At 55.6% G+C, this 15,282-nt stretch carries 7 protein-coding genes; all 7 read left to right on the plus strand.

Annotated elements, in window-relative coordinates:
- Positions 1-173 precede the first annotated feature (173 nt).
- Complete coding sequence (locus VE009_RS21030) at positions 174-3,824, plus strand: S-layer homology domain-containing protein (protein ID WP_325011077.1); 3,651 nt, start codon at positions 174-176, stop codon at positions 3,822-3,824.
- A 530-nt stretch (positions 3,825-4,354) separates the two neighbouring features.
- Positions 4,355-7,255 (plus strand): S-layer homology domain-containing protein, encoded by a 2,901-nt coding sequence (locus tag VE009_RS21035; protein ID WP_325011079.1) that lies wholly within the window; start codon positions 4,355-4,357, stop codon positions 7,253-7,255.
- A 138-nt stretch (positions 7,256-7,393) separates the two neighbouring features.
- The gene (locus tag VE009_RS21040) at positions 7,394-9,856 is read left to right on the plus strand and encodes a hypothetical protein (protein WP_325011081.1); all 2,463 of its coding nucleotides are present in this window, start codon (positions 7,394-7,396) and stop codon (positions 9,854-9,856) included.
- A gap of 112 nt (positions 9,857-9,968) precedes the next feature.
- Positions 9,969-10,538, plus strand: a complete 570-nt coding sequence (locus tag VE009_RS21045; RefSeq protein WP_325011083.1) for a hypothetical protein — start codon at positions 9,969-9,971, stop codon at positions 10,536-10,538.
- A gap of 96 nt (positions 10,539-10,634) precedes the next feature.
- On the plus strand, positions 10,635-10,940 hold the full coding sequence (locus VE009_RS21050; protein WP_325011085.1) for an alpha/beta-type small acid-soluble spore protein: 306 nt from the start codon (positions 10,635-10,637) through the stop codon (positions 10,938-10,940).
- Positions 10,941-11,138: 198 nt separating this feature from the next.
- Positions 11,139-12,341: a methionine adenosyltransferase gene (gene metK / locus VE009_RS21055; protein WP_325011087.1), complete on the plus strand. Its 1,203-nt coding sequence runs from the start codon at positions 11,139-11,141 to the stop codon at positions 12,339-12,341.
- 269 nt (positions 12,342-12,610) lie between these two features.
- A complete protein-coding gene (locus VE009_RS21060) occupies positions 12,611-15,238 on the plus strand; it encodes a stalk domain-containing protein (RefSeq protein ID WP_325011089.1) in 2,628 nt (875 codons plus the stop codon).
- Positions 15,239-15,282 lie beyond the last annotated feature (44 nt).

Below are 15,282 nucleotides of genomic sequence, written 5' to 3' on the forward strand. Positions count from 1 at the left end.
TTGGACACCCGTTTGCCGATATATTGGAATATATGAAACTTTATGCACTGATCGCGACACTATCTTTGTAGGAAAGCCGCCAGGTGCCGAACGAAAGGGGAGCTACCGAACGACCGAGGCAGGCGAAGAACGAACGACATAAAGCGATTTAAGCATTCGAAGGAGGAATTGGTTTGCAACGCTTGAAGCTACCGTGGTTACAAATCGCATTGGTGATGACGCTGTTGACGGGGCTGCTTCCGATGGGCACGGCATCGGCGGCGCTGGTGGTTACGATTACGAACTTATATGTAGAAGATACGCCGGGGAACAATCCCCCCGCGAGCGACGGCAATATTTTCACGGTTACGACGAGAACGATCGATGTGGACGTCACGCTGCAGGACGTCACGCCCGCTCAGAAGGCGAGCATGCAGGTAGAAATCTATAATACCGTCACCAAGCAAGCGACCACCGTAAGGGCGAACCCGCAGCCGGTCGGCACTTCTTCGGTGCTGCATACGATCAGGGCAGTGCCGTTGACCGAAGGGCTGAACATGATCACCGTTCTGCTGGAAGGGAATCGTTTTGGTCCGGGCTGGGTGTATTCCTCGTCGGTGGCGACGATTTCCGACCTGAAGGTCAATAATGTGGCGTTCTCCGGCAATCGGATATTTCCTGCCAATCCCCAGTTGAATTCGCTAGCGGTTATTACGGGCGCGGCGCCCAACGCCACGACGCTCAGCGCTTACCTGAACGGCTCCTCGACAGAGATCGTCGCAGGCGTCGACCAAACCGGCGGATTTACGCTGACGGGCGACTTGGAGGGCCGCTCCACCTCCGTGGATATGCAGCTGAAGCCGGGGGACAACCTGATCACGTTCGTTGCGGCGAACTCGACGCGTACGTATCGGCTGGATCGGACGCTCGTCTATGATAACGGCGGACCGTTCGCCTTCTCGATGATCGTCAACGATACCGGTACGCCGGCCGGCGATAAGACGCTGCTTCTCGGACCGACGGTCACCAGCACGTCCGTGGCGTTGACAGGCAAGATCAAAGTCAATTTGGACGCGTCGAATAACTTGCAATACAACACGCTGACGGTGTTAGGGCGTACGTTCACGCTCGATATGGACAACACCAATGACGGCCAGGCGACGAACAACTTGCCGATCAATGCCGATTGGACGCCGGTCGGCGGCAATTATGTCGTGTTCGATTTCTCGGACGACGTCGCATTCGATCTCAACCAAGGCGGCACGGGACGGAATCGGACGATCGACTTCGCATTCAGCGCCGGCGGTCCCGCGGTCACCGGTTCTACGTTCGGCGTAACGTATCAAGATCCTGCGGCGCCTTACGTGGATTATGCGGAACGCAGTTTGGGGAACGGTTCAGTTTACGTCCGCATGGGCGAGTCCCCGTCCCTGACGCAAGTGAACGAGCATCCGATCACGTTCCGGGTACGCGTGAGCGCCAACACGAACCGGGTCGATATGAAGCGCGGGAACACCGTGCTTCAATCGGATACGTCGATCGTCGGCGGCGTGGCCGAATTTACGTTCACCGGCACGGGTGCTTCCGTTCTGCCTTTGGGCGATTACGACATTAGCTTCTCTCCTTTTACTGGTCCAGGACCTACGGAATACGCGGCGAACGGGAAAAGCTATAGCTTGAGCGTTTCGGCAGCGCCGTACGTTATTTTCCAAAATCTATACGATGCCCAAACGTTGACCGGCGCCGATTTCCCGAAAACGGTCAATGTGCGGATGGCGAATATTCCGCAGGGCACGAACCAGCTGGATATCGTCCTCAATGATATTGTGGTTGCGAGCGGCGTCACGACTTCGGGCAACATCTTCTCCTTCCAATTGACGGCGCCGGTCGTATCCGCCGCCACGGAGAGGAGAATGAAGGAAGGCTCCAACACGCTCAAGGTGATCGTGTACAGCGATACGACGAAAACGACGAGAGTTACAGAGCAAACGTTGAACCTCTTCGTGGCGACGGTGCCGATCCCGAGCTTCGTGAGCATGACGCCTGTCGAGACGGCGGGGCGCGACGACTATAAGACGACCAACGTCGCGAATACATACGCCACGAACGAATCGACCGTTCAGTTTTCGGGGAGAGTAAGAAATGCGACGGCCATGAATATCGAGGTCGTCGGAGGACCTGATGCGGGTACGAGCAGCATGGCGGTCCCCGACAATGCGGATTTCACGACCGCGGTGTTCGATTTGGCGCCGATGGGGAACACGACGTTCATATTCTCGATCACGAACGGATCCGGCATTCAAGTGTTCTACACGGTAACGATTCGCCGGGAAGTGGTGCCGTATGTGTTGGTTTTGCCGATATTCGCGAAAAACGCCGACGGTATCGACCAAGCGAACATCAACTCGAACTTCGTGGAGTTGATCATCGAGGCGGAAGGTTCGGATCGAATCGTCTTTAATAAAGAAGATGCGGTCGAGACGGCCGAGGACACATACACGTACGAAGTTCGAAATTTAAAGAGCGGGAAAAACACCGTCAAATTTACGATCTATCGGGGCACCGAGCAGATCCAAGCTCAGGTGATCGTCAATAACGTCAATACGACGGCCGAAGGGGCGATGTACAAAGCTCCGATCGGCAAGAAGGTGGAAGCCTTCAATAAACAGTTATCGTTGACGTTCCCGAATAATGCGCAACTGCGCCGGAACGACCCCGACGCGGCGAATCAATTCATAACGTCGGAGAGGCAAATTCTGATAGGCATTGCGAATGATACGGACGGAAGACTCGATAAAATCAGACATCCGGTGCCGGACCCGGCCGCGATCTCCCGTCTCGGCAGCACGGAGCGGGAACGGTTCAGCGCAGCCAGCCCGATGTTCTGGATCGACGCCGGCTTCATTCAGGAGAACACGAACGATTACGAAGACGCGATGCGCGGAAGCGGCCAGCAGCCATACGACGGCACGCGGTTCTACAACCGAAACCCAGAGGACCAAGTCGTGCCTACGGCGGCGGGCACATTGACGCTTCAATATAATAGGAACATTCGGAACGATGGCTGGAAATACGTCACCGTATTCCATTACGACGCCCAGGAAGACGCTTATGGGAACCTCGTTTGGGGCTGGCATAACGTCGGCGGGAAGGTCGACTCGAACCGAAATACAATTACTGTACCGTTCCAACGATTCGGATATTATCAGGTCATGTACATGGACCAAAGCTTTAATGATGTCATTACGCACGAATGGGCGCGAGACGAACTCGACATTCTGTACTCCAAGGGCATGATGATGAACAAAGAGAACAGCTGGTTCCGCCCGTTCGACGTCATGACTCGAGGCGAATTCGCCACATTGCTCGTGAAGGCGTTCGACATTCCGCTCAACTACGGCGGCGGATTGACGTTCACCGACGTGCCGATGGTCGATTTGCTGAACTTCAGAATATATAACTATAAGTATATCGAGACGGCAGCGCGCGCCGGCATCATCCGCGGCAAAGAGAACGGAAGATTCGAACCGAACGGCAGCATTACGCGGGAAGACGCCGCCGTCATGATCGCGCGGGCGGCCAATTTGAAGCTCGACACGGATCAAACGAAATTGCTGAAGGACTTGCAGAAGGAATTCACGGACGCGAACGAGATCAACCAATATTCGCGCGCTTCCGTGGCGGCGGTCGTCGACGAAGGCTATATCGTAGGCTTGGAGAACGTTACGCTGCAAGGCCAAAGAAAACCGACATACCGGTTCGAACCGAAAACGACGTTCACGCGGGATCAAGCGGCTGCGGTCATAATCCGTATTATGAAATCGCTCGGCAAAATTCCGAAATAACAACGGTGGATGAAGCGGCGCCCGCGAGAGGGCGCCGTTTTTCAATTATGAAAGCAAGGTCCGCTTTCATGGAAAATCTTAAGTGATAGACGAAAGTGATAGATCGAGATATACTATGTTTCGTAGCCGGCAAGCAATACCGGGCTGCAACGCAGAAAAGAAGCGAAAAAAGTTTTACAGATCATCGCAACTTTTCGCGAAACCATGCGTTTAATATGTTGAAACCGAGACGGGAACCGCCGTTTCGGGCGGTGAGTCGACCGGCAGAGGGTTAGGTTGGAACAATTTCACAATCCCCTCTTTACGGTACATGCTCACCAATGTATAATTGTAAAGTGGTTTTAGTGTCTAGCAACCTTGTTTACTAGTTTCTGCAGCAGCAATTTTTGTTTGTAATGTTGCAGACTTCCTAATAGGAAAGTAACGCTCAACCTTGGAAAGGGGGTGAATCGGCGATGAGGGAATCGAGCTATTCCATTAAAAGAAATTCTCACACACCGAACGTAATTCGAGGAGGAGAAAAAAAGGTTATGAAAAAAGGTTTATCGCTGCTTCTCGCAGCATCCGTAGCATTCTCGGCATTCTCCGCTACAGCATTCGCGGCTACTCCGCAAACGGCTGAAGAAAAATATCAAGCGCTTGTTGAAGCAGGCATCTTCGAGGGCTTCCCGGACGGTCAAGCACACCTCGACCAAAACATGACTCGCGCGCAAGCAGCGAAAATCGTTGCGTTGCTTCTCGGCCTTGACCAAGACGCATCGGCAGCTTCCGTTTACAAAGATCTGAAGGACGCTGAGTGGGCGGCTGGTTACATCGGCGCAGCTACGAAAGCTGGCATCCTCGAAGGTCGCGGCAACGGCGTATTCGATCCGTCTGCTAACGTAACGATCCAAGAACTCGCTAAGATCATTGTAGAAGCTCTTGATCTTGACGTAGACGCATCCGCAACGGTTGCTGGCACGGATCCTTGGGCAGCTCCTTATGTTGCAGCAGCGATCGAAGCTGGTCTGATCGCAGAGCAAGACGACTACACTGCACCGGCTTCCCGCGAAATCCTCGTAGAGTCGAGCTACTCGGCATACGCGGTTATCGGCGAAGAAGACGAAGTAGTTGCAGCAGCAACGGCAACGCCGGTAGGCGCGAAGAAGATCGAAGTGAAATTCGGCGCGGCAATCGACGAGTCGAAAGCAACGTTCACGGTTAAGAAAGGCACGATCTCGCTGAACGTAGCTAGCAAGTCCGTTTCCGAAGACAAGAAGACAGTAACGCTCGAACTGAGCAGCAAGCTGTCCGAAGGCGAGTACACGGTTACGGTTGGCGGCGTAAGCGCAACGGACCTGACTTCCTCTTTCACGGCTGAAAACGAGAAAGTAGCGAAGATCGAGTTCAAAGCAACGAACGCACCGCTGACGGAGCTTGACTCCGACGGCATCGACGACCTTGCAATCCCGTACGTAGTATCGAACCAGTACGGCGAGGACATCACGAAGACGACGTCCTTGACGACGAACATCGGTACGGTCAACGCTTCGGCGAAGCAAGTTGAAATCACGGGCAACTACAAGCTGAACGACGTAGTAGCAGTTACGTTGATCCACCCGTCGACGGCTACGTCCGCAGTTCAACAGTTCACGGTTGTCGCACAAGCTCGCGTAGGCGACGTTGCGATCACGGGTCTGTACAACAAAGACAACAAGTCTTTGGATGAAGACACGAACCTTGGTACGGACGCATTCTACCTCGTAGTAGAAGCGAAGGACCAATACGGCAACCCGGTTTCCAACCTGACGCGTTTGGAAAGCGACCTCGTTCTGAGCCAGTCGAACAACACGGTTGTCGACGTTCGCGACATCACGTCCGGCGGCACGACGTACGCAGACTTCGAAACGCTCTCGATCGACGGCGTCGACAAGACGGTCGTTCGCATCGATGCTCCGGCAGCAGGCATCAAGGTTGGCCAGAACAACGTTACGTTGATCTCCAACACGACGGGTAAGAACGCATCCTTCAACATCACGGTATCCGAAGCAGCTCGCGCTGACACGATCAACCTGATCAGCCCGGGATCCGTATATGTTGGCGAGAAGGCGTATGTAGCAGTCGAAGTATTCGACAAGCAAGGCAACGCGATCACGAACCTGAGCACGTTGAACCACGCTACGAAGGGCGTTAAAGTGAACGTTAACGGCGACCTCACGAACGCTTTCGTTGAGAAAGACGGCATCGTTCAAATCGAGATCCCGGCTTCGAAGTTCACGGCTAAAGGCTATGTAACGGTTATGGCTCAAACGTCGAGCTACAACATCAAGACGTTGACGCTCGAAGTGAAGGACGCAGCTGTACCGACGCTTATCCGCGGCGTAGACGCAGACTTCGCAAAAGCATACAAAGCAGGCAAGACGGGCGTAACGTTGACGTACACGAACCTGGCGATCGAAGACCAGTACGGCCGCGTTATGGCTGACGCAGACGTGAAGGCTTGGTTGGACGCTGACACGGACCGCAAAATCGAAGTTGCGCAACAATACGCAGCGGGCAACTCTAACGATGTTATCGTTCTGGGTGGAGCAACTTCCATCGTTTCGAACGGTACGACGGTATCCACTGTCACGTTTGACACGACTGGCAAAGGTTCCGAGAAACTGACGTTGACGCTCCATGGCGACAACGGTGCGGCAATCTCTTCCAGCGCTGCAGACGTAACGCTTCGCGTAACGGACGGCACGGAGTACGTTTCGTACTCGGTAGACTCCATCGGTACGGTTTACGATGAAGCTGGCGCAAGCAAGACGAACGCAGCTGCATACGACAAAGCTGTTAAAGTTTACGGCGTACTCGGCGACGGCAACAAAGTTCAGTTGGATGTTGGTACGGAGTACACGGTATCGGCTCTGACGAACGCTACGGTCAACGGCGACGTATACGACAGCACGTTGAACATCGCGTCCTCGCCGGTATCCTATGGCGATAAGACGGAAGTCGTAGTACCGGTAACGGTTGTTATCAGCAAGACGGGCGAGAAGCTTGCTCAAGACGTAACGATCTCGAAAGTAGCTCCGAAGGTTGCTTCCGTGAAGTTCGTTGAGTCCGGCAAAGGTAAGGACGGCACGGCTAAGACGACGTTGTCGATCAGCTCCAACTCCTTCAACGTTGCCGACATCCTCAACGGCGCAACTTACGACGTATGGGCGAAAGACCAATACGGCGCAAGCAAGCAAACGGCTGCTAACGGCCATGTAACGTTCGACGACGGCACGGCAATCACGACTGTTGCAATCCGCGTAGCACCGGTAACGGGCTCCGTAACGATCACTGGCAACGGTACGGCTTCCGCAGCTGTAACGGGTATCGAGCAGTACGAAGCATTCGACGTAACGCTCGAGTACGCTGACGGCGTAACGGCAACGGTACGCGTAACGCGCACGAACTAATCCTTAAGTCTCAGTTCTTTCAAGAAGAGAGCCCATCCGGGCTCTCTTTCTTCTTTTTCCGATACTTTCTGCGTGGCGAGCAACTTCTTGTGCAGAAATTACGTTATATATAGTAGACTGCCTAGGAGGTTAGAAGCTATGCAATGGACGAAGCTTACCGTCAACACCCTCGTTGCGCTCTCATTGCTTCAATCGATATCTGTCGTCCGACCGTCGGTGACCGAAGCTGCCGTTACCGAGCAGGTGCCGGTCAGCAGCCAACAGGTGCAATTGAACTCGACGTCGACGTTTCGCATCCATGATGTTCAAGTATTGATGCAAGAGCAAGGCAAGGTGTTGTCGTTCACCGCGGCGATTACGAACAACGGGAACGTATCGCTGGATTTGATGGATTATTGGGTTAAGGTTAGGAACAAAGCAGGCGCGAAGTTCCAACCGAAATTGATCAAAGCGGACGAGTCGAAGCGAGAGGTCGCCCCCAAAACGACTACATATTTAACGTATTACGCGGTCATCGATACGAAAACGAACATATCCGACATTGTCTTCGACGTAATCGCTTGGGATTTTTCAGTGGCAAACTTCGAAAGGACGCTCGGCACGATCGGGCAAATTCCGAATTCGCAAGTGAAGACGCCTGAATATAAGGCGAGAGTCATGGCGTACGACGGGGCGAATCTGCGAGCGGCGCTGAAGGGCCACTTAGTTACGAGCGACACAGCCTCGGTCAACGTGACGCTGCAATTTTTACTCGAGAACGTCAGTCTTCGGTCGATGAATCTCAATAATTTGCAATTTTACATTCAAACCGACGATATGTCGGTGTACACCGTAACGACGACTACGAATGAAATGACGTTGGAGCCGAAGGAGCGTAAAATCGTTCCGCTGCAAGCCTCCATTCCAATCAATATCGCGAAACAGCCGCTGACGTTGATCGTCGCGAAGAAAGGAACGGACGAAACGACGATCGTGCCGATCGGGGCGTTCGCCCTGCCGAAGATCGAATCCAGCACGCCGGCGAAGGTCGGACAAACCGTCCCGATTTATATCGACGGGCAAATCATGGAATCGCAGACGCGCGCGGCTTTCATTAACCAGGGCAGTGCCACCAAGAGCATTATGATCCCGTTCTCGTTAAAAAATACGGGCGCGGTGCCGGTCAATGCAGCGAACTTAAGCTTCTACGCGGAAACCGCGGCCGGCGTTCAATACCCGTTGAAAGCTTCCGAAACGGTAACGACATTGTTCCCGAACATACAGCAGGACTATACGCTGACCGGGGAGATTCCGAGCACATATTCGGCGGAGGACCTGAGACTGATCGTAAAGAATGCCGCTTCTCAAAACGGGAAAGGCATCGCGATCGGCATGTACGGCATTAGCGGGCAGACGGCTAACGGTAACGAAGGCGGCGGCGCCGTCTACAGCCACAGCGCATACGACGTTAGGCTGACGGCGATTCACCGAGTGCCGGACGGCGAAGACGACATGCTGGTGGCGGAGCTGACCGTTACGAATAAGACGAATGCGCCGATCAGCATTCCGAATTTGTCCGGCTACTTTATGGCGGACAGCGTCAAGCTGGACGGCACGAAGGCGACGGTCGATTCGAAAATCACGGTTCCGGCTCAGGGGACGTACGAATTAGCGGTGTTTGCGAATTTGCCGTACTCGTCCGAAATCGCCAGCATCGCGTTCGTTCTGACCGAGGCCGTCAGCGCGGAGCAGAGCAAGGTGCTTTCTCAGCTGAGCGGTACGATCGTTCCTCTAGGCAGGCAGTCGACGAACGTATCGTATCCAATCTTAACGACGGGCAATAAGGCTAACGTCAAAGTGGTCGACACTGTCGTCAACGAAAGCGAAGACGGGAAAAGCTTCTATGGCGTGTTCGAACTGACGAACCAGGAAAAACGTACGGCTTCTGTCGCGCAGTTGGGCGGATACTTGATCGACGGCAACGAAACGACGGCGAGCTTATCGTTCACGAAGGTCGATTCGAAAATTTCCCCGAACGGCAAAGCGCTGTATGCGGCGTTCGGCAATTTGCCGAACGAGTTCGACTTGAACAACTTCCAGATGGTCGTCGGCCAAAGCGTCGCGGTCGGTACCGGCGATACGGCGAAGCAAGTGCTGTATAAACCTACGGGTTATCGAGTTGCGGTTGAATCGTCGATCAACACGACGCTGAAAGACATCTATATCGGCGGCAGCACGTTGTCGTTGGATACGATTATCACCAATCTGAACCTCGAAAACAGTACCGTTTATAAAGGGTTCGATTTAAAATTCAATTACACGCTCACACACGACGATTCGTACGAATTTATTCCGTCCGACCAAAAGGTCATTTTCGAAGTTGTCGACCAGCTTACGAACAAAGCGACCTATTCGAAGGAGTACGCATTGAAGGGAACGACGAACGCACTTTCCGAAGGAACGAGAATTCCGTTGACGATTACGTTCGAGGACGACCAAATTATGCGGAAAATCAGCAGCTTCCAAACTTACAAATTGAACGTGTACTTATCGCACGAGGGCAACAAGGTGCTTGTCGCAAGCAAGCAGCTTCGTTGGTTTTACACGGAAACGCTCAATTAATGAAAAAAGCCGCCGGAACGTCCGGCGGTTTTTTTACTAAAAAACTTATGGCGCTTGCAGCGGTACGTTCGTTATGATTATGAAACAAGAGAAGACAAGGGAGAGGAAAGCAATGAAGTGGGGAAAAACGGCTGCAGCCGTAGCGGCGATTTGCTGCGGCGTTGGCATCGGCTCGATGATCACGGCGCTCGCGAACGGCATTCCGGCGGCGGGGCAACCGGGTTCTTCGGAAGATCCGGTCGTAACGAAAAGCTATGTGGATGAACAAATTCAACGCGCGTTGAACGGCGAGGCGGTCGGCGGAACCGGCGCAACGGTTCAGAGGCTGCAGGAACGAATCGCAGCGCTGGAAGCCCAGTTGGCCGAAGCGCAGGATGCAGGGGTGCCTTACACCGTCATCAGGCTAAAGCCCGGACATATGCTGCTCGGGGAGATGGGGACTGAGTTCATCGTTCGGACGGGTCAAGCCTATGTACACAGCAACCCGGAAAACGGCGTTCCCGACTTGACGGACGGCGTCGATTTGAAGCTGGATACGCTAATTCCGAAAAATCATCTTCTTCAGGTTCCTCGGGAAGGGCGCGGCGTGAAGGTGAAAGCCGATTATCCGAACGATGTGTACGTGACCGTCAAAGGCGCATATGTGGAAATCGACGCGCAAGGCAACGAGGTTACGGAATAAAGGACAAATGTTGCGAAGCATGACAATATGTTTGCATCGTGGGGCGAACCCCATCGAGCCATACTAACGGTACACCAACAGAGGAGGTGAACCGCCATGGCGAAAGGATCCGCGAAACGACGCCAAATCGTGCCCGATTCGCACAAGGCGTTGGATGCTATGAAGTATGAGATCGCGGCGGAGCTCGGGCTTCCGGTCGGACCGGGGCGCAGTGGCGCTTTCGGCGCTGGCGACACGGAATTCGCCGGAGAGCTTGGAGAAACGGGAGCGGCCGCATACAACGGCAAAGAGGATTACTGGGGCTATATCGCCTCCCGGGATACCGGCGCCGTCGGAGGGCATATTACCCGTCGTTTGATTCAGCAGGCGCAGCAGGACTTATTCCAATTCATGAAACCGTAATTTTCTAAGAAGCGGCGCGAGGTACGACGCTTCCCTAGAAATTGACACGTCTCGACAGTTGGGGTATGATGGATAATCGAAAGGTTGAAACCTTTTCCTTCTTAGGGAAAGGTCCTTTTTTTGCGTTTGCGAATGCGCACCTTGAGCATAGATTGGCCTTCGGCGCAGCAAACTATTCCTTATAGGAGGTCGATAACCATGACTACAAACCGCGGGCGTCGCCTGTTCACGTCCGAATCCGTGACGGAAGGACATCCGGACAAAATTTGCGATCAAATTTCCGATTCGGTGCTTGATGCCTTCTTGAAGAACGACCCGAACGCGCGGGTCGCGTGCGAAGTGTCGGTAACGACCGGGCTTGTGCTCGTTGCCGGCGAGATCAGCACGCGCTCCGAGTACGTCGACATTCCGTCCATCGTGCGCAATACGATCAAGGACATCGGCTATACGCGCGCGAAATTCGGCTTCGATTACCAAACTTGCGCCGTCCTGACGTCGATCGACGAACAGTCGCCGGACATCGCGCAAGGCGTCGACAAAGCGCTCGAAGCGCGCGAAGGCTTGATGACGGACGAAGAAATCGAAGCGATCGGCGCTGGCGACCAGGGACTTATGTTCGGTTTTGCCGTGAATGAAACGCCGGAGCTGATGCCGCTCCCGATTTCGCTCGCACACAAGCTGTCGCGCCGTTTGACCGAAGTCCGCAAAGAAGGTATCGTCGAATACCTCCGCCCGGACGGTAAGACGCAGGTTACGATCGAGTATGAAGGCGACAAGCCGGTGCGCGTAGATACGATCGTTATTTCGACGCAGCATGCGGAAGAAATTACGCTGGAACGCATCAAGCAAGACATCATGGAGCACGTAATCAAGCCGGTCGTTCCGGTATCGCTGCTCGACGGCGAGACGAAGTACTTCATCAACCCGACGGGTCGTTTCGTCATCGGCGGACCGCAGGGCGACGCCGGGCTGACAGGCCGGAAAATCATCGTCGATACATACGGCGGTTACGCGCGCCACGGCGGCGGCGCTTTCTCGGGCAAAGACCCGACGAAGGTCGACCGTTCCGGCGCATACGCGGCTCGTTACGTCGCGAAGAACATTGTCGCCGCAGGTCTGGCCGACAAGTGCGAAGTGCAGGTCGCTTACGCGATCGGCGTCGCGCAGCCGGTTTCGATCGCCGTCGATACGTTCGGCACGGGCAAGGTATCGGAAGAAAAGCTGGTCGAGCTCGTGCGTAAGCATTTCGACTTGCGTCCGGCGGGCATCATCAAGATGCTCGATCTCCGTCGCCCGATGTATCGTCAAACGGCGGCGTACGGCCACTTCGGCCGCAACGACTTGGATTTGCCATGGGAAAGAACCGACAAAGCGGAAGTGCTTCGCAAAGAAGCGCTGTAAGCCGAAGGACAGAATCGATCAATCCATCGCCGTTCGCGATCATCGCGGGCGGCGTTTTTTTTGCGTTATAGAGGATTTTTTACCAGCGGGCCGACAGAAAACGGATTTCTCCTACGAAGGTTGTATGTAAAGAGAATCAATTTTAGGAGAGGAGGGCCATTCCCAGAAAAATGTACTAAAAGAGAATGCAACCTTTCCCATAGTCTAGGAGTCTATTACTGTTAGAGAGATACTAGACTTCAAGGACAGATAGGAGAGAGAATACTAGGATGGGCGAGAGAGCATCGTTCCCGCGGTGGGGAAAACCGATCTTCATTGGCGCGGTCGCAGGGAGCCTCTTGATCGGTACGGCCGTCGTTCCCGGCATCGGTCCCTTCGCGCCGGCCGCATACGCGGCGGAGCATCAGCTGGTCATGCAGCAGGAGTCGATCGTCACAGCTGGCGTAAAGCTGCGAACGTACCGATGGACGCGGACGAAGAATACCCAGCCCGTGTCGACCGACGTACAGGTGCTGATCGCGGATTTGCATAACCCGAACGTCAAGTTGGACGTCATGACGGGCGTCGACGGGCAGTTTACGAAAAAGGCGAACGTCTTGGATATGGCGCGCGCGACGGGGGCCGTCGCCGGCGTCAACGGGGACTATTTCGATATGCAGGCGCAAGAGCCGTCGACGCTCGGGCCGCAGGTGGCGGGAAACGCGCTGATGGCGACGCCGACCGTGGGCCTCGAAGGAATGTACGCGTTCGGAATTACGAAGCAGAACCAACCGATCATCGAGACGTTCACCTCGGCGGGGACGGTCGCGGCCGTCAACGGTCAAACGTATCCGCTGACGGGCTTGAACCGGGTCGTCGGAACGATCGGCAACGCGATCTACATGTACGATGCGGCATGGGGCAGCGCGACGAGAGCGAAGGACGCGACGCCGCATACCGAGGTGCTGGTCGTTAACGGGATCGTGCAAAACATCGTGGCGGGCGGCCGCATTCCGGGAACCGTTCCGGCGAACGGGTATATCCTGAGCGCCGGCGGGAAGGGCGCCGAGTTTTTGGCGGCGAACGTCAAGGTCGGCGATGCGCTTCTGGCGAAAACCTCGCTCGTTCCCGTGAATCCGAATCTGAAATATACAGAGAACGATTTTAAGATGTTGATCGGCGGGCATACGATTTTGCTGATCGACGGCGCGCCCGCTGCATTCACGAGAGACGTGAAGGGGATCAGCGGCAGCGGAAACACGGCTCGGACCGCCGTCGGGTTTTCCAAAGACGGACGGTACGTGTATATGGTGACGGCGGAGCATGCCGACGACAGCGTCGGGCCGACGCTGCCCGATTTTCAGCAATTGTTAGTCGACCTTGGGCTATGGCGCGCGGTCAATTTGGACGGCGGCGGCTCGACGACGATCGTGTCCCGGCCGCTCGGCGAATTCGAAGCGCAGCTCGTCAATACGCCGAAGGACGGCTCGCAGCGCCGCGTCGTGAACGGTCTCGGCATTTTTACGACGGCGCTGCCGGCCGCGCTTAAGGATTTTATCGTCGACGGGCCGAAGACGTTGTGGAAAGGGCAAACCGCGTCATACTCGGCGAAAGCGTACGACGTCAATTACAATCCGCTCGACCCGGCGAAGCTGGCCGTCCCGGTGCAGTTCAAGGCGAGAGGGACGAATTTGTTGCTCGATTCGGCGGCTGGTTCGTTCACCGCAGCGGCGGGCGGGACGGATACCGTAGTCGCGTATTCCGGCACGATCGCCGAAGATTACGCGGTGGAAATTATCGATCGCACGCTCGTCCAGAAGCTCGAGGTCGTCCCGAGCAAAGCGCCGGGCGCATGGGTCGCCGGCGATGCGATTCGGCTCGAAGTGAAGGCGACGCTGACGGATGGACGCACCGGAACGATTCCGGCGGGCATCGTGAGATGGCAGGCGTTCGGCGCGCTCGGCGCGATTCAACAAGACACGCTGACGTTCGCGGGCTTCGCGGAGGGCGTCGACGAGGCGATGCTGGTCGGGCGCTTCGACGGTTTCAGCACGCCGCTTAGCATACCCGTCCCGGCAGAGAAGCCGCTTACCGATTTCTCCACCGTGCCGTGGAGTATCTCGGCGGAGAAATATCCGGCGCAAGCGATCGCCTCCGTCGCCTTGGCGGGCACGGAGGATGACACTCAGCTGCACCTCGCCTATGATTTCAGGGCGGGGGACGGCGCCACCGATTTGGCCGCGTACGCGGCATTCAACGGCACGGCGGGCATTCCGCTGCCGGACGGCCCGATCGCGCTCGAGCTCGACGTGTTCGGCGACGGCCAGGGCGGCTGGCTGCGCGCGGAATTCACGGATGCGGACGGGAACGTGCAGCGGGCGACGATCGCGGAGAAGGTCGATTGGACCGGATGGCGTACGGTATCGGTCGATGTAACGCCGTACCGCGCCGTGTCGCTGAAACGGCTGTACGTGGTCAGCAAGGCGGCGATCCAAGGCGAGTTGGTGTTCGACGATCTGAACCTGCTGTATCCGTCTAAGACCGGCGGAGGCACGTCGGTCGCGCTGACGGTGGGCAAGAAAGACGTCGTCGTCGGCGGGCAGCCGCAGCAGCTCGACGTCGCGCCGCTGATCGATCGAGAGCGGACGTTCGTGCCGGTGCGTTTCGTCGTCGACGCGCTCGGCGGTCACGTGGATTGGGACGCGGCCGATAAGAAGGTAACAATCCGCAAAGGCGGACATTTCGTCGAGCTGTGGATCGGTCAGACCGAAATGATCGCCGACGGCGCGCGCATCGGCTCCGACGTGTCCCCGATGCTTCGGGGCGGGCGGACGATGCTGCCGCTGCGATTCGTGTCCGAGCAGCTCGGATTGAACGTCGTTTGGGATCCGGCGACGAGAGGCATTACGATTCAGTAAAGATAACCATGCAGAGGCGGCGCTTAGACCGTGGAGGCGATTCC

Origin of the sequence: Paenibacillus sp. (assembly GCF_035645195.1) — a bacterium.
In the GTDB taxonomy this organism is placed as follows: domain Bacteria; phylum Bacillota; class Bacilli; order Paenibacillales; family YIM-B00363; genus Paenibacillus_AE.

What these genes read in the sequence shown, in the direction of transcription:
- VE009_RS21035 (WP_325011079.1), top strand. Translation starts at nt 4,355, where the DNA reads ATGAAAAAAGGTTTATCGCTGCTTCTCGCAGCATCCGTAGCATTCTCG.
- VE009_RS21040 (WP_325011081.1), top strand. Translation starts at nt 7,394, where the DNA reads ATGCAATGGACGAAGCTTACCGTCAACACCCTCGTTGCGCTCTCATTG.
- VE009_RS21045 (WP_325011083.1), top strand. Translation starts at nt 9,969, where the DNA reads ATGAAGTGGGGAAAAACGGCTGCAGCCGTAGCGGCGATTTGCTGCGGC.
- VE009_RS21050 (WP_325011085.1), top strand. Translation starts at nt 10,635, where the DNA reads ATGGCGAAAGGATCCGCGAAACGACGCCAAATCGTGCCCGATTCGCAC.
- metK (WP_325011087.1), top strand. Translation starts at nt 11,139, where the DNA reads ATGACTACAAACCGCGGGCGTCGCCTGTTCACGTCCGAATCCGTGACG.
- VE009_RS21060 (WP_325011089.1), top strand. Translation starts at nt 12,611, where the DNA reads ATGGGCGAGAGAGCATCGTTCCCGCGGTGGGGAAAACCGATCTTCATT.